Genomic DNA, 16,966 nt, shown 5'->3' with positions numbered 1-16,966 from the left:
ACGATAGTCGCTTGTACACCGCATTTTTAGAAATTAGTTGCCGATGCTAAGGTTTCATATCAGCCTAATTTAGGTATGATGTGTTCAATTTAGGTGGGGTATAAAAAAGGGAGCCTAAGCCCCCAATCTATTTAATCGCTAAATCCGTTGAGCATTCGCTCGCACACCACCGGCGTCGGACGATGATTTTCATCAACGGCGACAAAGGTAAAGCTACCGCGAATTGCTAGGTGCTTGTTGTCTTTGTGCATGGTCTCGAGGAAGATTTCCACGTCCACCTTTAAGCTGGTATTACCCACGTGCACTACCTTAGATACCAATTCGGCAAAGGTACCCGCAGGAATTGCCTCTTTAAAGTCGACACGGTCTGAAGAAATGGTTACTAAGGGCTTGCGACAAAAACGGGTCGCAGCAATAAAGGCAACCTCATCCATCCACGCCAGGGCATCGCCACCGAACAAGGTGTTATGGTGGTTGGTTCGCCCAGGAAACACGGTTTTAGTTACATGGGTGATTGAGTCGTGAATACGCTGTGCAACAATTGCTTCTTTATCTATGGTATTAGTCATTCGTGTTAGCTTCGCTCGCTAGAGTATCTATCATCATAAGTTGAGGGTCTAACCGGGTGTTAAACCAGTTAAAACGCCAGTCTAAATGCGGGCCTGTAACCCGCCCTGTGGCACCAATTTGGCCGATGCGCTCGCCTGTTTCAATAATTTCACCTTCGTCAACAAGCACCTTGTGCATGTGGATATAGGTTGAACTGATACCATGACCGTGGTCGATGATCACTGTGCCGCCGGAGTAATAAAGGTCCGAGTGTGCAAACACCACTCGTCCAGGCAGCGGTGCATAGATGGGCGTGCCGGTCTTGTTAGCAATGTCCAAACCAAAATGGGGGCGCTTAGGCGTGCCGTTAAAGTAACGTTGACTGCCATAGACCCCGGAGATTCGCCCTTGTGCCGGGCGATAAACGGTTGCCATAAAGTCGGTTAATTCCGATTCATTGGCACGGGCCTGGCGAACCATGGCGGCTTCACTGCGAATACGCTCCAGCACCTCCTGGGGTGGCGCCACATATTTCTTCTCAACCCCTTCGATACGATCGATATCGTATTCACGCTGGGTTACGGTAAAATCCAGATACTGCCAATTGCCTTGCTGATCAAGCCACTTAAGCTGCTGCTGCGGCTCGGCATCGCGGCCAATACCAAACACAAAGTAGCCTTCTGCATTACGTTTTAGTTCGCGATCGGCAAACACGACCTTTTGCGCATCAGGGAGTTGCCCAATCAGCATGGCTCCTTGCGTAAGCGACCCCTTAACCAAAGGCGCTGGTAAGTTTGCCCCTTTAGCGGAGACGACCGGACTACCAATACATGCAAGAGCAATTAAACTCGAGCAAATGAAACGTTTAAGCATAACTAATGGATCCTTTCCCTACCCCTTCATATGCTGTCACCTTAACCTGCTTGTCGGGGTGTTGTTGTTTTAATTCTTGAGCCATAAAATCGGCGATACATTCAACCGTGGTATCGCAAGGAAGTATTTCAACGCACTCAGCACTGATGGCAAGCTCAAATTCACCCTGAGTTGAACGATAACGGCTGCAAAGGTCACCTTCCTGGGCCTGGATATGCTGCAGTTGCGTCGCATCCACTTTATCTTCTGCGCTAAGTAGGTAAATGTCTTGCCAACGGTCGGCCCATTCTTTTTGTAAGCGCGGCATCGCCATGCCATCAAGCTCAATACCCAAGGTGCTGCGATGACCATGGATAATGCGCTGGCAGTTACCATCGTGCTTTTTAAGGCCGTGAGAATAGTGATAGTAGAAGCTGCTACTTGGCTCGGGCCGCAAATGTAGGCCCATACCGGTAACATTGGCCGGCAACTGGGGAGTGATCAAGGTAATCAGATGCGCTGTTAGCGCCTGCTCATCAATGCGTGGCGCGTCAATTTTACTCACCGCCTGCAATGGCGCACTCATTGCCAAATGATGATTGGCGCCAAAACGGGCGTCGAGAATAACGAGCTCATCACGCTCTACCAGGCTCAGATCCGCCTGCATCGGCACTGCCAAGGTGTGGTCGACACTGTCATCGATAATGCGTTTTATCTGCTTTTTTACCAAGCCAAAATCAAGCACCATGGATTCATCATTCAAATCTCCATCCAGGGTTAAATCAACAATCCAACTTTCTCCTACCGGTCCTCGGTCGGGACAAAAATATGAAAAATCGATAACGGTAAGATCGTTGACAAACAAAGTCATAGGCTAGCCTAAAAAGCAATTGAGAATTTTGTCCAAATTATACAGAGGAAAGGGTTAAATTGCTGCCCTTTTGCGGATTTATTGGTAATTTCCGGCCCTTTAACAGTGACACAACTTCAAGTTCACATAAATTACATAAAAAACGCGTAAAACTAAGTCATTAAATGACTGCTCAGAGTTGTTTAGCGTACAGGTGTACGCTAAAGTAGCTGCAAATTTTCAAACAATAAGTGTGTTATGGAACGTAAGAATAGCTACTCGAAAGAAGACTTGGTGTTGTGTGGTGAAGGCAAAATGTTCGGTGAGAACAATTGCCGTCTTCCTAGCGACAATATGTTAATGATGGATCGCATCGTCTCTATTACTGAAGATGGTGGTGAGCACGGTAAAGGCCAAATCATTGCCGAGCTGGATATTGACCCGTCGCTGTGGTTCTTTGACTGTCACTTTAAAGGTGATCCGGTAATGCCTGGTTGTCTTGGCCTAGATGCAATGTGGCAAATCGTCGGCTTTTTCTTAGGTTGGTCTGGTGGACCAGGTCTTGGTCGCGCCCTGGGTGTGGGCGAAGTTAAATTTACCGGTCAGATCTTGCCTACCGCTAAAAAAGTAACCTACCGCATCGATATGAAACGTGTTATCAAGCGTAAATTATTCATGGGCATGGCTGATGGTACCGTAGAGGTAGATGGTCGTGTTATCTATGAAGCGAAAGATTTAAAAGTAGGTCTTTTCCAAGATACCAGCGCGTTTTAAGCGCCAGCACTAAATACGTAAAAACGCCGCTAAATAGCGGCGTTTTTATTTTGAATTTAGACTTTAAATTGGGCTCGTTCTTCGATGGCCTCTCGCCACCCGCCAAGCCATTGTGATCGCGGGTCGAGCTGTTGGTAGGGGCAGTTTTCTTTTGAGCGGCCTGCCATGCCTGCTTTATAACCTTGAGAATGGGCGCGTTCTAGACGATCACGTTTTTGTCTCTTCATAGGTAAAGTCCTCACCATTGTAGTTTCGTCATTTGTAGTGTTTTTATCATCTACAAGTAATGGATAATTAATAGAACTGTCATTTTTGTTGGCCATACTTAAAACCACAGCAGGTTATTTAGGCGCGATGAACAGTTGTTGACTGCGAAAAAATAAGTGGCCGTACCTCTGTTTCTTCGACCGATTACATGGACTCCGTAATAACGGTATCGTCTGCAGCGCTAAAATCCGTGTAATTGACGGTAATATCTTCTTGCGCAAAACGGACGATACTTACAACTACTGACAACGAAAGTGACTAATAAGTTCCGTTGTCCCTAAGGTCAATCTGCCGTCTATTGAGACAGTTTTCAAGTCTTATTTTTTGGCGTGGCTAGATATAATATGTGCATGCTTTTTGTAGAAAACAAAAGTGGCGCAGATCTTCACAACATTGCGTTTGCGAACCGCGATCTTATGTTAATTTTTGCATCAACTATGTTTTTTTGGGTTCTTTGATAAAAAATAATCCGGCTGTTTTGCGCACAGTGAAAACTCCCTTGTATTCTTATACGGCAGCTTCATAAAACCCGCCACCCCAACCCCGTCTATGCTCATGGCATACTGCATAATTTCATTGAGAAGTTGCACAAAACGTGCTTCCTGGCTGGCATCAAGCAGACGATAATAGTGGTGAACTTTCAGACGTTGTGGCAAAGACTCGAAAATGATGCAGCCGGTGTGATGAATTTTATTGAGCTCGAAAACACATTGAATAATCTTTTTCGGCAGTTGTAACTGCTCGTCCGGATCTTTTCCGTCCTCAAAGTAAGAATGTGGCCTCAGCATCTCCGTGGAGGGTATATCTATGACGTCATAGCTGAGCTCGGGTAACTGCTCAAACACAAAAGCGCCGGTGTCGTCTCGCTCAAGCTGAATGGTTTGTCTGGCGTCGAACAAACAACACTTAAACAAGCCCTTCTGTTCAATGCCTTGGGCCAGCTTCACCGTGTTGTCGACCGCATCCTGAAACGCCAGTTGCATTGATTCGTCGTAGAGTATCAGGCTTGATTCGACAAACAGGTTATCCTTTTTCCAGTGAAAACTGAGGCCGCCCACCACAGGGTATTTTGCCAGACGGCTAATGGCGGCAAGAAACGCTTTTTCCGTGTCGCCGGTGTCGAACAAAAACTCCCGATAATAACGCTCTAACTGGGCGTCGTTAACATCGCTTAAACGCTTATCAGCGTCGGCCTGGCGTAGAAACTGTTTACGCGAGCTATATACTACTGTGTCGGGCAAGATATCGGCCACCGAGCTCCAAAACGGGATCAGCGACTTAGACGGTACGCGCTGCTGCACAGGCACAAAAGCGCGAGCCATAGCTGGCATATTACGCATAAAATAATCGCCGGCACTGTCCCGTGTAGCCTTATCCTTACTAAGCATTGCGTCTATTACCCTGGCGAATTCCATAGGCAGCCCCAGGGAGCTGGCGGGAATAACCTGGGCACCAAACCGGCAGGACTGAGCCGACGCCAACGCATACAAGGTCGAGGCGACGCCCTGCTCATCAAAACGCGGCGACGACTTAGCGCCGGACATCTGCTCGTCACCGATAAAATACACATCCCCCATACGAGCGTTGGTATTGGTAATGTCCGCAGACATTAAATCCATGACATTGGCGCCCACGGGATGACCCTGGGCATCGAGTTGGGCATACACTGAGCTACCCCAATCGACCAAAGACAAGGCGCCGGTGCGCGGATCCCATACCAAATTAGAGGGTTTAATATCGCCATGGACAACGGGAGTTGGGGTAATGCCATTGCGGTGGTTACGCAACACCAATAACAACTGATGTAATTGCAGTGCCAAGGCAAGCAGTTGTTTCGCGGATATTTTCCCCAAGCGCAGGGAAAAATGCTCTAGATCGTGCCCTAAAGACCGGGCCATCATCAAGATCCCCTGTTTTTTAATACGCTCAAAGGCATAAAATTTAGGGATCATCGGATGATTGAAACGCGACAGCATATAGGCTTCGTCTTCGAGGCGATCGCGGACCGATTGCGCCAGAGTAATACGGGAGAACTTAAACACCCACTGCTGCGCTTTGTCGTCCACACCGGCAAACACAAAACCGTAAGCACCGGAGCCAATCAATTCAACCTCCTGGTAGCCAAGCATAGTCAATTGCTTAATACAGATGTTAAGCCATTGCTTGTGTTTTTTTGCATCACGGTGTGAAAGCAGATAAATAGACTGCTCTTCATTGATGTAGAAGTTCGTGATCGGCCGCTGCGCCACCGTTACCTCGGTGTTTGAATAAATGCTAACTATCTGCTCAGTTTACGCTTTTTTTCCGCCATTCGAAATAACCGGAAACAAATTCACCCAGCCCGTGCGCTTGTTAAGGCAGGTTCAATACAGTATGCTTTTTGCTCACAATTACACTTATAAATAGAAATGGAGTTCTCATGAAGAAAGTCCTCGTTGGCGCGGCGGTTGTTGCTGCCCTTGGTGTTGGTGTGTATTACCAGCAAACTAATCAAACCAGTGCCGCAATTAACCTCGCCGAATTGGACTATGTGCCAGCAGACACGGTGTTTTTCGCGTCTCAGCTTACCCCCTTCCCCTATGAACAATATGCCAAGTTATTACCCGCGACTGTGCTGAGCGATGAGCAACGCGGTCAGTTCAGTGAAATCACCGAGGCATTGAGACAAGAAGGCGACGCAACGGCGGTATTCATTGCCGAGCTGGTGAGTAAATATGAGCAGGCCATGGCAAGTCAAAGTGCAGATAAGATTTGGGGTTTTGGCAGCGAACTGCGTTACCTGACCTATGCGGTTGGCCTTATGCCGGTTGCTCGTATCGAGCTGGCCGAGCCACAAACCTTTATTGGTACACTTAAGGAAGCGGCCGATAAAGCGGGCCTGAATTATCAAGAGCACACCTTGGCTAATACCGCCTATACCCGCTTTATCCTTGAAGCACAGCAAGGCCAGTCTCTTGAACTCATCACCAGCGTGCAAGGACAGTGGTTAACCCTGACCTTAAGCAGCGACATGTTTGGCAGCGACGACGATCTTGCCCTTGCCTTGGCCACCGAAAAGCCCGCGAATTCATTGGCTAGCACCGGTCGCTTACAAGCCTACGCTGACAAATACGACTGGGACGGCAGCTCGGTCAATTTTATCGATAATAAGGCGTTGGTTTCGGCTCTGGTTGCCGAAAAACCTTCACGCCTGGGTACCATGATCGACACCTTTATAGCCAAAGCAGGAAAGGAAGATGCGTTAGACGCACTGCGCACCCCGGGCTGTAAAAAAGATCTACCCGCCATCGCTACTAAATTCCCGGCCGTGGTGTGGGGCACATCGGATTTAGAAGTCACCAGCAGCTATGCTAATTTTGACGCCGATGTTATTTTCGAAAGCAGTGATAACGACCTGCTTGGCGCCCTGGCAACCCTGCGCGGTTTTATTCCACAACATGTTACCCAAGCCGATGCGGCCATTTTGAGCCTGGGTTATGGCATTGACGTCTCAAAGGTGGGCTCGCTAACCAACACCTTATGGAGCTCCTTCACCCAAGCCGAGTTCGAATGTGAGCCGTTATTAATGGCTCAAGAGCAGGCTCAGGGAGCCAATCCCATGGCCATCGCCATGGCGACAGGTATGTTTTACGGCGTTAAGGGTGTCAGCGTCACCATAAACGATTTAGAGCTGGATTTAACCAACCCACATGCGCCTGATATCAAAGAGTTTAGCGGCCTGGTAACGCTCAGTGCCGATGATCCTATGACACTGATCAATACCGCCAAATCACTGGTACCAGAGCTTGCCCAAGTAACAATTCCAAGCGATGGCAGTGCCGTTTCAGTGAACGAGCTACTGGAAATGGGCATGGAACACGACTTGGACATGAAGTTAGCGGTCAAAGGTAACCACATTACCTTCTATACCGGTGAGCAAGCCGAGCAGCAAGCCAGCGCCTTGCAAAATCAAGCGCTTGAAGCCAATGGTCTGCTTGGTATGACGGTTAATCTCGCGCCATTAATGGAAATAGTTGTCGCCGCCAATGAAGCGAGCGGACAAGAGCTGCCGCCGGAATTAAAAGCTCTGGCCGAGCAAAATATTTCCGGTTCAATGACCACAGACATCAATGGTCATGGTATACAGCTAAGTTCTAGCTCGCATATTCGTAAAAACTAACGAATAGAAAGCAAACACAAAAAAGGCGGTCATTGACCGCCTTTTTTACGTCGAATATACGTCTTACAAACGAATACCACCGTCGATTTCAACCACACGCCCGGTGAAGAAATCGTTTTCGAAGATATACTTGGCAGTATGTGCGATTTCCTCGGCTTCACCAAGGCGACCCACCGGCTTCATCTTCACCAGGCGCTCTTTGGCTTCTGGCTTCATGGCATCCGTCATCTTGGTACGAATAACACCTGGGGCAATGGCGCCCACGCGAATACCAAAACGACCCAGCTCTTTAGCCCAGCTGGTCGTCATGGCAACCACGCCGGATTTAGCCGCCGAGTAGTTGGTCTGACCCATGTTACCGGCACGTGCCACACTACTCATGTTGATGATAACGCCGCCCTCACCGCTTTCAACCATGTGTACCGCTGCTTCACGGCCACATAGGAAAACACCGGTGAGGTTAACGTCAATAACAGACTGGAATTGCGCCAGTGACATCTTATCAACCACCTTGCCTTCTTTGGCCTTGATAAAGAGACCGTCGCGCAGAATACCGGCGTTATTGATAAGGCCATGAATGGCACCAAAGTCTTGAGCGATAGCGGCAAAAGTTGCTTCCACTTCCTGCTCAACACTGACGTTGGCTACATAGGCTTTAATTTTTGCATCCGTATTGGTACTGGCCTGACGTAAATGCGTCACGGCTTCATCCAACAGAGCACTGTCCATATCGATCAGGGCCAACTGGGCGCCTTGCTCGGCAGCCATTTGCGCCATGGCGAGACCCAAGCCCTGGGCACCACCGGTGACAACTATGGTTTTATTATTTAAATCCATGCTTATTTCTTCTCAAATAGGGTAAAAATAGCGCTGAAGTCTTTCGCTCCCGCCCCTTGGTTTTGCAACAGGGTGTAGAGGTTTTTGCTAAGCGCACCAAGTGGTGTTACCGAGCCTGAGTTTTGCGCCGCTTCTAAGGCCAGCCCCAGGTCTTTAGCCATCAAATCAACCATAAAGCCCGGCTGGTACTGGTTGCTTGAAGGCACAGAATCAATCACACCCGGACATGGGTTATACAGCTCTAGCGTCCAGTTACGGCCTGAGCTGTTAAGCATGATCTCAGACAGGACCTTAGGATCAAGGCCGTGATTAATACCCATTTGCAGGGCTTCACTGGTTCCCGCCATCAAGATACTCAACAGCATATTGTTACAGATTTTAGCCACTTGCCCGGCGCCAATGGCACCGGCATGGAAAATATTCTTACCCATGTTTTGTAAAATGGGCTCAACCACATCGAAATGTTCCTGCGCACCACCGACGATAAAGGTTAAGGTACCCGCCGCGGCACCTGCTACGCCACCTGAAACCGGCGCGTCGACAAAGGCAATGCCCTTGTCCATTAGTGCTTCGCCAAGACTCTTGGCACTGGCCGCATCTATGGTTGAGCAGTCGATCACAATGGCATCGTCACCAAGATGGTTAATTAAGCCATTTTCGCCTAAATAAAGTGATTGCACATGCTTGGCCGCTGGGAGCATGCTGATCACAAAGTTAGCACCCTGAGCGACATCATTGGCGTTCTTACACGCCATTGCCCCTTCCTCAGCCAACTGGCTGACCACATGCTGGTTTAAATCAAATACTTGCACTTCGTGGCCGGCGGCAATCAGGTTACGCGCCATTGGCGCGCCCATATTACCCAGGCCGATAAATCCTATTTTAGCCATGCCTTTCTCCTAAGCTAAGCTTGCCAACGGGTGGCTCTCACCCATGGGTGCAAAAAATCGTTCGATCACATCGGCAGGCACACTCTCTAAAGTGGGATATTGCCACTTCGGTGCCATGTCTTTATCGATCAAGAGCGCACGTACGCCCTCTTGGAATTCACCTACCTCACAGCAGGTTACCGACATACCCAGTTCCATTTGGAAACAGGCTTTAAGGGATAGACCCTGAGCACGTTTAAGCTGTTCGAAAACCAGGTGTGCGCTGAGCGGACAGCCGTGTTTCAGGGTTTTGATGGCCTTGGCCAACCACTTATCCTCGGTCTCTATGCCGCTCAGGTAATCCACCTTGGCTTCCAAAGTATCGAATTCGGCTAGCTTGGCGATAACTGCCTGATGCTTGCGCAGGCCACCTTTTTCCATCGCCTTGGACTCGCTTTCGAATTTCTTCAACAGCTGCGTCAGCTTATCGTGATTAAGAGCGGAAACCTTACCCCAGCTTTGTTCACACAAGGTGCTGAGCAACTCAACAAAGCGCTCGCTGTCGATGCTGTGATCCGCCAAACTTGCAAAACGAGCATCATCGGCATTCATTAATGCCCCGGTTAGACCGAGGAATAGACCCACCTGGTCTGGCGCTTTTTGCAAGAAATAGCTGCCGCCCACATCCGGGTATAAGCCTATGGTGATTTCCGGCATGGCAAGCTTAGAGCGCTCGGTGACCACGCGGTGGCTGGCACCGGCCATCAGGCCCATACCGCCACCCATGATAAAGCCATCACCCCACACGATGATCGGCTTGTCATAGCAGTGGATGGCATAATCCAGGCGGTATTCTTCGCTAAAGAAGGTCTTACCATAGTCTTTGGGCTCACCCGTGGCCATAGCGCGGTGCAGGCTGACCACATCGCCGCCGGCGCAAAAGGCTTTGTCGCCGGCGCCCTTGATGATCACCAAGGCAACCTCGTCGTCGCTTTGCCAATTGGTCAGCTGCTCGTCGAGCAGGCGGATCATATTCAGGTTTAAGGCATTGAGTGCTTTTGGCACATTTAAGGTAGCAAGGGCGATTTTTGCGCCATTGCTACACTGAGCCAGCTCAAACACCACCTCTGATTCTGGGTTATTGAGAGGGATCAGTGTATCCATTAGCCGTTCACCCAGTTCGCTTTGCGTTTTTCCAAGAAGGCGTTTACACCTTCTTTTTGGTCTTGCGTGTCGAACAATTTCACAAACAGCTCACGCTCCAAAGGCAAGGCACTGGTGATGTCGCCGTGACGACCCTTTTGAATCAGTTCCTTACAGTAGCTTACTGCTACCGGGCTTTGGTCGCCCACTTGCTCGGCAAGAGCCATTGCTTTATCAAGGGCACCACCTGTCGCTACCACTTCTTCTACCAGACCAATTTCTTTGGCCTTGTCGGCTTTAATGCGCTCGCCACACAGGATCATGCGCTTGGCCCAGCCTTCGCCCACCAGCCATGACAGGTTTTGAGTACCACCGGCACAAGGAAGCAGACCCACCTTGGCTTCCGGCAGTGCCATTTGCGCTTGCTCTTCAGCGATACGGATATCACAGGCCAAGGCCACTTCAAGACCGCCGCCCATAGCATAACCATTGATAGCGGCAATCGACACACCGCGGAAATTGCTTAGCGCTTCAAAGGCGGCACCAAAGACTTGTGACATCTGCGCAGCTACGCCCTTGTCACCACTGGCGAATACATTTAAGTCGGCGCCGGCCGAGAAAAACTTCTCACCCTCGCCTGTCAGTACCAAGGCAAAGATATCTTTATCGGCGTTAAGGGCTTCAACCTGTTCTTTAAGGCTGATAAGCGTTTGTTCAGTCCAGGTGTTTGCCGGCGGATTACTCATGGTAAGGACGGCAATATGCCCTTTTTTTTCTAGTTGAATTTGTGCTGACATAACTTCCTCCTAAAGAATTTCGTTCACTTCATCGGCCAGAATACGTCTAGCAACGATTAAGCGCATGATTTCGTTCGTACCTTCGAGAATTTGGTGAACACGTACATCACGCAGATGACGCTCAAGCGGGTATTCTTTAATGTAACCGTAACCACCGTGGATCTGTAGCGCGTCGTCACACACCTTCACGCCCACATCGGTAGCAAAACGCTTGGCCATGGCGCAATAGGCTGTTTTTTCGCTATCGCCACTGTCCAGTTTAAACGCCGCCAGGCGAACCATTTGACGTGCTGCCACCAATTCGGTGTTCATATCCGCCAGTTTAAATTGCAATGCCTGGAATGCCGCCAACGGCTTACCGAACTGCTCACGCTCCTTAAGATAGGCTTTCGCCGTGTTCAAGGCTTGTTGTGCAGTACCAATTGAACAGGTGGCGATATTAATACGGCCGCCATCCAGGCCCTGCATAGCGAACTTAAAGCCTTCGCCTTCGTTACCTAACAGGTGATCCGCTGGGATACGTACGTTTTCAAAGGTAACCAGACGAGTCGGCTGTGCGTTCCAGCCCATTTTCTCTTCCGCTTTACCATAGCTGATGCCTTCTGCATCCGCAGGAACCACAAAGGCGCTAATGCCTTTGGGGCCTTCTTCACCGGTACGGGCCATGACCACCAGCACTTCTGTGCTGCCGGCGCCAGAGATAAACATTTTTGAACCCGTGATGTAGTAATGGTCACCATCACGTACGGCCTTGGTTTTAAGCGAGGCCGCGTCCGAGCCGCTGCCTGGCTCAGTCAAACAATAAGAAGCCAGTTTTTCACCGGTTACCAACTCTGGGCAATAGGTGTCTTTCGCCGTTTGGGTACCGAAACTTGCTACCATCCAGGTCGCCATATTGTGAATGGTCAACATTGCCGTGGTGGCGGTACAGCCTTTGGCCAGCTGCTCAAAAATGATGCTTGAGTCTAGACGAGAAAGACCTAAACCACCGGCTTCTTCCGGGGTGTAAAGGGAACAAAAGCCTAGCTCACCGGCTTTTTGAATGGTTTCTTTGGGGAAAATATGTTCCTGATCCCATTTTGCTGCAAAAGGGGCTAGTTCCTGGCTGGCGAAACGCTCGGCCATATCGGCAAAGGCCAGTTGATCTTCACTAAGATTAAAGTCCATAACACACTCTCTTGTACTACATGCTTATCGGGCCGCTCCTTGGCGACCCGTAAAGAAATTATTTAAGGTGAATACTCATGTTTGGTCCACTTACCACGTCGTCTTCAAACCAACGTGCAGTAATGGTCTTGGTCTCGGTATAGAAACGGACACCCTGCTTACCATAGGTATGCTGGTCGCCGTAGAACGAGCCCTTCCAACCGGTGAACGAGAAGAATGGCAATGGCACAGGGATGGGTACGTTCACACCTACCTGACCTACTTCAATGTGGTGCTGGAACTTACGTGCCGCAGCGCCACTGGCGGTAAAGATAGAAGTACCGTTACCGTATGGGTTGTCATTGATTAGGGCAATGGCTTCGTCCAGGGTGTCTACAAACACACAGCACAATACCGGGCCGAAGATTTCTTCGCGGTAAATGGCCATATCAGGCGTGACATTGGTGAACAGCGTAGGTCCAACCCAGTTACCTTCTTCATAGCCTTCAACGGTAAAGTCAGAGCCATCAAGCAGACAGTCGGCGCCTTCTTGCTTACCTTGGGCAATTAGCGACAGGATACGTTGCTTCGCGGCGATGGTTGTTTGCGGACCATAGGCTGAGTCAGCTTGGTCCCAAGGACCTGGCTTAACCACACTCAGTGCATCTTTAAGCTCATCAACCCAGTCTTTCGCACTGCCAACGAATACGGCTACCGAAATACCCATACAACGCTGGCCGGCAGCACCGACCGATGAACCAACCAGGTTATTGATCACGTTTTGCTTGTGCGCGTCTGGCATGACGACCATGTGGTTCTTCGCACCCACACAGCATTGCACGCGTTTTAGGTTTGCCGTTCCCTTGTCATAAATGTACTGACCTACACCACACGAGCCTACGAATGAAATCGCACGGATATCCGGATGCTCAAGTAGCTGATCTACCTGGCCCTTGGTGCCGTGAACTACCTGCAGTACGCCCTTAGGTGCACCGGCTTCTTCGAACAGCTCTACTAAGCGCATTGGCGTTAGCGGGTCTTGTTCAGACGGCTTCAATACGAAGGTGTTACCGCATACAATCGCCAATGGGAACATCCATAATGGGATCATCGCCGGGAAGTTAAAGGGTGTTACACCGGCACACACGCCTAACGGCTGAATAAGTGAGTAGGTATCGATATTGCGCGCCACATTCGATACGGTTTCACCCATCATGTTCGATGGTGCGTTAGCCGCTTGCTCAACCACTTCGATACCGCGCCATACATCGCCCTTGGCATCCTCAAAGGTTTTACCAAGCTCATGACAGATAATGGTGGCCAGCTCGTCGTGGTGGTCTTTTAGCAACTGAGCGTAACGCATCATGATGCGCGCACGCTCACTTACCGGTACTTCTTTCCAGGTTTGGAACGCTTCTTTGGCCGAGGCAATGGCTTCAGTTACTTCTGCTTCGGTGGCCATAGGCACTTGTGCAAGCACTTCCTGGTTAGCCGGGTTTACAACGTCTAACCACTGAGATGTTTCAGATTGGCGCATTTCGCCGCCGATATATAATGGTACCTTGTGCATAATACAGGTCTCCCCAAATTGACTGCGCGCCCGGAAATTATCGTTATACGGGCGCTGGATAAATTAAAGTGCTTCGACTGCCAAGGCTACGGCTTCGCCGCCACCGATACATAAAGAAGCAACACCACGGCGTTTGCCCTGGTTACGCAAAGCGTGAATAAGTGTGGTCAGGATACGTGCGCCACTTGCACCGATTGGGTGACCCAGAGCACAGGCACCACCATTAACGTTCACCTTGTCTTTATTCAGACCCATTTCATTGATGGCCAACATGGTTACCATGGCAAAGGCTTCATTGATTTCCCACAGATCCACGTCATCCGTGCTCCACTCTAGCTTAGCCAGCAGTTTCTCCATGGCACCCACTGGGGCAATGGTGAATTCCGCAGGCAAACGCGAATGCGTGCTGTGACCGCTGATACGGGCGATAGGCGCAAGACCCAGCTTTTGCGCTTCAGCATAGCTCATTACCACTAGCGCAGAGGCACCATCTGAAATAGACGATGAGTTTGCTGCGGTAATGGTGCCGTCTTTTTTAAATGCCGGACGTAGCGAAGGAATTTTATCCGGGCGGGCATTGCCTGGCTGCTCGTCGGTATCAACTACCAGGTCGCCTTTACGAGTGCTGATGGTATGGGCAACAACTTCGTTGCTAAATGCACCGCTGGCGATGGCCTTATTTGCTTTTTCCAATGAAGCAACAGCAAATTCGTCCATTTGTTCGCGGGTAATATCGTATTGATCCGCCGTTGCCTGAGCAAAACAACCCATGGCCAGGTTATCGTAGGCATCTTCAAGACCATCCATCATCATATGGTCTTTTACTTCACCGTGACCCATGCGCATACCGCCACGGGCTTTAGGTAACATATAAGGGGCATTAGACATGCTTTCCATGCCGCCAGCCACTACGCTGTTTACGCTGCCGGCCTTAATAAGGTCATGCGCCAACATAACGGCTTTAAGACCAGAGCCACACACCTTATTAATGGTGGTTGCACCTGTGTGCTTGTCCATACCGGCTTTAATCATCGCCTGGCGCGCCGGCGCCTGACCCAGACCCGCAGGCAGAACACAGCCCATAATGACTTCATCGATCTCACTAGGGTTAATATTCACACTCTCGAGCGCGCCTTTAATAGCAGTGGCACCCAGTTCGGTGGCACTTGCGCCGCTCAAGGCGCCCATAAAACCGCCCATGGCGGTACGCTTCGCACTGACAATTACAATGTCGTTATCGTTTAACTGTGAGCTCATATTCCGGTCTCCATAATCAATTTCACTTGAGCATACATAAAATTTACGTTTACGCCAACGTCAATTAGATAAGTTTAATCTGTATACTTTTTGAGCTGTAAACTTATCTAACCAGCCCAACCCTGCTTCTTAAAAACCCCTACACTTTCGCGCAAGGCCAATAACAACCGGCTCTAGCGCCCATATTTGTGTTTGTGTACCTCTCCAAAAGAGAGTTGAAATCCAGCTTTACCTTTACGTAAACTTCACTTATATTGGTGTTAATATTTTGTAGTAGATAAGACTAAATAACGATGACTGAGCGAAGCCAAAGCCCCAGCGAGCAACCGGAACAGACTTTCTCCATCAGCGATCTGGCAAAAGAATTCGATATCACCACCCGCAGTATTCGTTTCTACGAAGACCAGGGACTGATCATGCCACGTCGTAACGGCCAAACCCGCATTTACTCAAAACGCGATAAGGTCCGTCTAAAGCTGATCTTACGGGGCAAACGCCTGGGCTTTAGCCTGGCAGAAACCGGCCGTTTGTTCGAGCTTTACGACGCCGACAAATCCAGCGCCAAACAGTTAGTCACTATGTTAGACCTTATCGAAGAGAAAAAAGCACACTTAATACAGCAAATGGACGACATTAAAGTCGTACTAATGGAACTCGTAACGGCCGAAAAACGCTGCCGTGAAACTCTCTCACATTTACAACAGGATTAATCATCATGAGTACTATCTCTCTATATAAAGAGCTTAACTTTGGCTTAGGCGAAACTGCCGACATGATCCGAGCCCACGTTAATAGCTTTGCCAGCGCCGAGATTGCGCCTTTAGCAGAGCAAACCGATGAGCAAAATATGTTTCCTAATGAGCTGTGGACCAAGTTTGGTGATATGGGCCTGTTGGGCATGACGGTTAGCGAAGAGTTCGGTGGTGCCGGTCTAGGTTACCTAGAGCACGTAATTGCCATGGAAGAGATCAGCCGTGCCAGCGCCTCTATTGGTCTAAGCTATGGCGCTCACTCTAACCTGTGTGTAAACCAAATCTTCCGTAACGGTAATGAAGAACAAAAAGCAAAATACCTGCCTAAACTGATCAGCGGTGAGCACATTGGTGCCCTAGCCATGAGTGAGCCAGGTGCAGGTTCAGACGTGGTTTCTATGCGCTTAAAAGCAGAGAAAAAAGGCGACCACTATATCCTTAACGGCAATAAAATGTGGATCACTAACGGTCCGGATGCCCACACCTATGTAATTTACGCCAAAACAGACGCTAACGCCGGCCCTAAAGGCATCACCGCCTTTATCGTTGAACGTGACACCCCGGGATTCACACAAGCGCAAAAGCTAGACAAACTAGGTATGCGCGGTTCAAACACCTGTGAGCTGGTATTCGAAAACTGTGCGGTTCCAGAAGAAAACATCCTGGGTAACCTAAACGAAGGCGTTAAGGTGTTGATGAGCGGCCTTGATTACGAGCGCGTGGTTCTCTCTGGCGGTTCACTGGGCATTATGCAGGCATGTATGGATGTGGTTGTGCCTTATATCCACGAGCGTAAGCAGTTCGACACGCCCATCGGCCAATTCCAACTTATCCAGGGTAAGATTGCCGATATGTACACGCAAATGAATGCGGCGCGTTCATACGTGTACACCGTAGCCCGCGCTTGTGACCGCGGTGAAACCACACGTAAAGATGCCGCTGCGGTTATCCTCTACGCTGCCGAACTGGCAACCAAGATGGCCCTGGATGCGATTCAAATCCTAGGCGGCAACGGTTATATCAACGAATACCCTACTGGCCGTCTGTTACGCGATGCCAAATTGTATGAGATCGGTGCCGGTACGTCTGAAATTCGTCGTATGTTGATCGGCCGCGAACTGTTCAGCGAAAGCCGCTAAGGTGT

At 49.6% G+C, this 16,966-nt stretch carries 16 protein-coding genes; 4 read left to right on the top strand and 12 right to left on the bottom strand.

Annotated features, from left to right (window positions below):
- Positions 1-131: 131 nt before the first annotated feature.
- Genes C2M29_RS10580 through C2M29_RS10570 form a run of 3 tightly spaced genes read right to left on the bottom strand, consistent with a single transcriptional unit; the run spans position 132 to position 2,272 of the window.
- The gene (locus C2M29_RS10580; protein ID WP_105189749.1) at positions 132-569 is read right to left on the bottom strand and encodes an acyl-CoA thioesterase; all 438 of its coding nucleotides are present in this window, start codon (positions 567-569) and stop codon (positions 132-134) included.
- Entirely contained in the window at positions 562-1,422 is an 861-nt protein-coding gene (locus tag C2M29_RS10575) for a M23 family metallopeptidase (RefSeq protein ID WP_105189748.1), read from the bottom strand. Before C2M29_RS10575 ends, C2M29_RS10580 begins: the two co-directional genes overlap by 8 nt.
- Entirely contained in the window at positions 1,415-2,272 is an 858-nt protein-coding gene (locus C2M29_RS10570; RefSeq protein ID WP_105189747.1) for a 6-carboxytetrahydropterin synthase, read from the bottom strand. Before C2M29_RS10570 ends, C2M29_RS10575 begins: the two co-directional genes overlap by 8 nt.
- A gap of 237 nt (positions 2,273-2,509) precedes the next feature.
- Here C2M29_RS10570 and fabA point away from each other — a divergent pair, with 237 nt between their 5' ends.
- The gene (fabA, locus tag C2M29_RS10565) at positions 2,510-3,025 is read left to right on the top strand and encodes a bifunctional 3-hydroxydecanoyl-ACP dehydratase/trans-2-decenoyl-ACP isomerase (protein ID WP_105189746.1); all 516 of its coding nucleotides are present in this window, start codon (positions 2,510-2,512) and stop codon (positions 3,023-3,025) included.
- A gap of 56 nt (positions 3,026-3,081) precedes the next feature.
- Here the strand turns inward: fabA and rmf are convergent, their stop codons facing one another.
- Positions 3,082-3,252, bottom strand: a complete 171-nt coding sequence (gene rmf / locus C2M29_RS10560; RefSeq protein WP_105189745.1) for a ribosome modulation factor — start codon at positions 3,250-3,252, stop codon at positions 3,082-3,084.
- Between the two features lie 471 nt (positions 3,253-3,723).
- The gene (locus C2M29_RS10555) at positions 3,724-5,541 is read right to left on the bottom strand and encodes a protein kinase domain-containing protein (protein ID WP_105189744.1); all 1,818 of its coding nucleotides are present in this window, start codon (positions 5,539-5,541) and stop codon (positions 3,724-3,726) included.
- A 170-nt stretch (positions 5,542-5,711) separates the two neighbouring features.
- Here C2M29_RS10555 and C2M29_RS10550 point away from each other — a divergent pair, with 170 nt between their 5' ends.
- The gene (locus C2M29_RS10550; RefSeq protein WP_105189743.1) at positions 5,712-7,451 is read left to right on the top strand and encodes a hypothetical protein; all 1,740 of its coding nucleotides are present in this window, start codon (positions 5,712-5,714) and stop codon (positions 7,449-7,451) included.
- A 63-nt stretch (positions 7,452-7,514) separates the two neighbouring features.
- On the opposite strand, the gene C2M29_RS10545 is transcribed toward C2M29_RS10550, so the two are convergent.
- From C2M29_RS10545 to C2M29_RS10515, 7 genes are all read right to left on the bottom strand, one after another.
- The gene (locus C2M29_RS10545) at positions 7,515-8,288 is read right to left on the bottom strand and encodes an SDR family oxidoreductase (RefSeq protein WP_105189742.1); all 774 of its coding nucleotides are present in this window, start codon (positions 8,286-8,288) and stop codon (positions 7,515-7,517) included.
- A 2-nt stretch (positions 8,289-8,290) separates the two neighbouring features.
- On the bottom strand, positions 8,291-9,178 hold the full coding sequence (gene mmsB / locus C2M29_RS10540) for a 3-hydroxyisobutyrate dehydrogenase (protein WP_105189741.1): 888 nt from the start codon (positions 9,176-9,178) through the stop codon (positions 8,291-8,293).
- 9 nt (positions 9,179-9,187) lie between these two features.
- Positions 9,188-10,321: an enoyl-CoA hydratase/isomerase family protein gene (locus C2M29_RS10535; RefSeq protein WP_105189740.1), complete on the bottom strand. Its 1,134-nt coding sequence runs from the start codon at positions 10,319-10,321 to the stop codon at positions 9,188-9,190.
- The gene (locus C2M29_RS10530; protein ID WP_105189739.1) at positions 10,321-11,097 is read right to left on the bottom strand and encodes an enoyl-CoA hydratase; all 777 of its coding nucleotides are present in this window, start codon (positions 11,095-11,097) and stop codon (positions 10,321-10,323) included. Before C2M29_RS10530 ends, C2M29_RS10535 begins: the two co-directional genes overlap by 1 nt.
- A gap of 9 nt (positions 11,098-11,106) precedes the next feature.
- Entirely contained in the window at positions 11,107-12,264 is a 1,158-nt protein-coding gene (locus tag C2M29_RS10525) for an acyl-CoA dehydrogenase family protein (protein ID WP_105189738.1), read from the bottom strand.
- Between the two features lie 58 nt (positions 12,265-12,322).
- Positions 12,323-13,813: a CoA-acylating methylmalonate-semialdehyde dehydrogenase gene (locus C2M29_RS10520; RefSeq protein WP_105189737.1), complete on the bottom strand. Its 1,491-nt coding sequence runs from the start codon at positions 13,811-13,813 to the stop codon at positions 12,323-12,325.
- A gap of 63 nt (positions 13,814-13,876) precedes the next feature.
- On the bottom strand, positions 13,877-15,070 hold the full coding sequence (locus C2M29_RS10515) for a thiolase family protein (RefSeq protein WP_105189736.1): 1,194 nt from the start codon (positions 15,068-15,070) through the stop codon (positions 13,877-13,879).
- Between the two features lie 293 nt (positions 15,071-15,363).
- Between C2M29_RS10515 and C2M29_RS10510 the strand changes: the two genes are divergently transcribed.
- Entirely contained in the window at positions 15,364-15,780 is a 417-nt protein-coding gene (locus C2M29_RS10510) for a MerR family transcriptional regulator (protein ID WP_105189735.1), read from the top strand.
- Positions 15,781-15,785: 5 nt separating this feature from the next.
- On the top strand, positions 15,786-16,961 hold the full coding sequence (locus tag C2M29_RS10505) for an isovaleryl-CoA dehydrogenase (RefSeq protein WP_105189734.1): 1,176 nt from the start codon (positions 15,786-15,788) through the stop codon (positions 16,959-16,961).
- The last annotated feature ends 5 nt before the right edge of the window (positions 16,962-16,966 follow it).

Source organism: Pseudoalteromonas sp. T1lg48 (assembly GCF_002964785.1).
Classification (GTDB): domain Bacteria; phylum Pseudomonadota; class Gammaproteobacteria; order Enterobacterales; family Alteromonadaceae; genus Pseudoalteromonas.
This window is presented reverse-complemented; position numbering and strand designations above follow the sequence as displayed.

What these genes read in the sequence shown, in the direction of transcription:
- C2M29_RS10580 (WP_105189749.1), bottom strand. Translation starts at nt 569, where the DNA reads ATGACTAATACCATAGATAAAGAAGCAATTGTTGCACAGCGTATTCAC.
- C2M29_RS10575 (WP_105189748.1), bottom strand. Translation starts at nt 1,422, where the DNA reads ATGCTTAAACGTTTCATTTGCTCGAGTTTAATTGCTCTTGCATGTATT.
- C2M29_RS10570 (WP_105189747.1), bottom strand. Translation starts at nt 2,272, where the DNA reads ATGACTTTGTTTGTCAACGATCTTACCGTTATCGATTTTTCATATTTT.
- fabA (WP_105189746.1), top strand. Translation starts at nt 2,510, where the DNA reads ATGGAACGTAAGAATAGCTACTCGAAAGAAGACTTGGTGTTGTGTGGT.
- rmf (WP_105189745.1), bottom strand. Translation starts at nt 3,252, where the DNA reads ATGAAGAGACAAAAACGTGATCGTCTAGAACGCGCCCATTCTCAAGGT.
- C2M29_RS10550 (WP_105189743.1), top strand. Translation starts at nt 5,712, where the DNA reads ATGAAGAAAGTCCTCGTTGGCGCGGCGGTTGTTGCTGCCCTTGGTGTT.
- C2M29_RS10545 (WP_105189742.1), bottom strand. Translation starts at nt 8,288, where the DNA reads ATGGATTTAAATAATAAAACCATAGTTGTCACCGGTGGTGCCCAGGGC.
- mmsB (WP_105189741.1), bottom strand. Translation starts at nt 9,178, where the DNA reads ATGGCTAAAATAGGATTTATCGGCCTGGGTAATATGGGCGCGCCAATG.
- C2M29_RS10535 (WP_105189740.1), bottom strand. Translation starts at nt 10,321, where the DNA reads ATGGATACACTGATCCCTCTCAATAACCCAGAATCAGAGGTGGTGTTT.
- C2M29_RS10530 (WP_105189739.1), bottom strand. Translation starts at nt 11,097, where the DNA reads ATGTCAGCACAAATTCAACTAGAAAAAAAAGGGCATATTGCCGTCCTT.
- C2M29_RS10525 (WP_105189738.1), bottom strand. Translation starts at nt 12,264, where the DNA reads ATGGACTTTAATCTTAGTGAAGATCAACTGGCCTTTGCCGATATGGCC.
- C2M29_RS10520 (WP_105189737.1), bottom strand. Translation starts at nt 13,813, where the DNA reads ATGCACAAGGTACCATTATATATCGGCGGCGAAATGCGCCAATCTGAA.
- C2M29_RS10515 (WP_105189736.1), bottom strand. Translation starts at nt 15,070, where the DNA reads ATGAGCTCACAGTTAAACGATAACGACATTGTAATTGTCAGTGCGAAG.
- C2M29_RS10510 (WP_105189735.1), top strand. Translation starts at nt 15,364, where the DNA reads ATGACTGAGCGAAGCCAAAGCCCCAGCGAGCAACCGGAACAGACTTTC.
- C2M29_RS10505 (WP_105189734.1), top strand. Translation starts at nt 15,786, where the DNA reads ATGAGTACTATCTCTCTATATAAAGAGCTTAACTTTGGCTTAGGCGAA.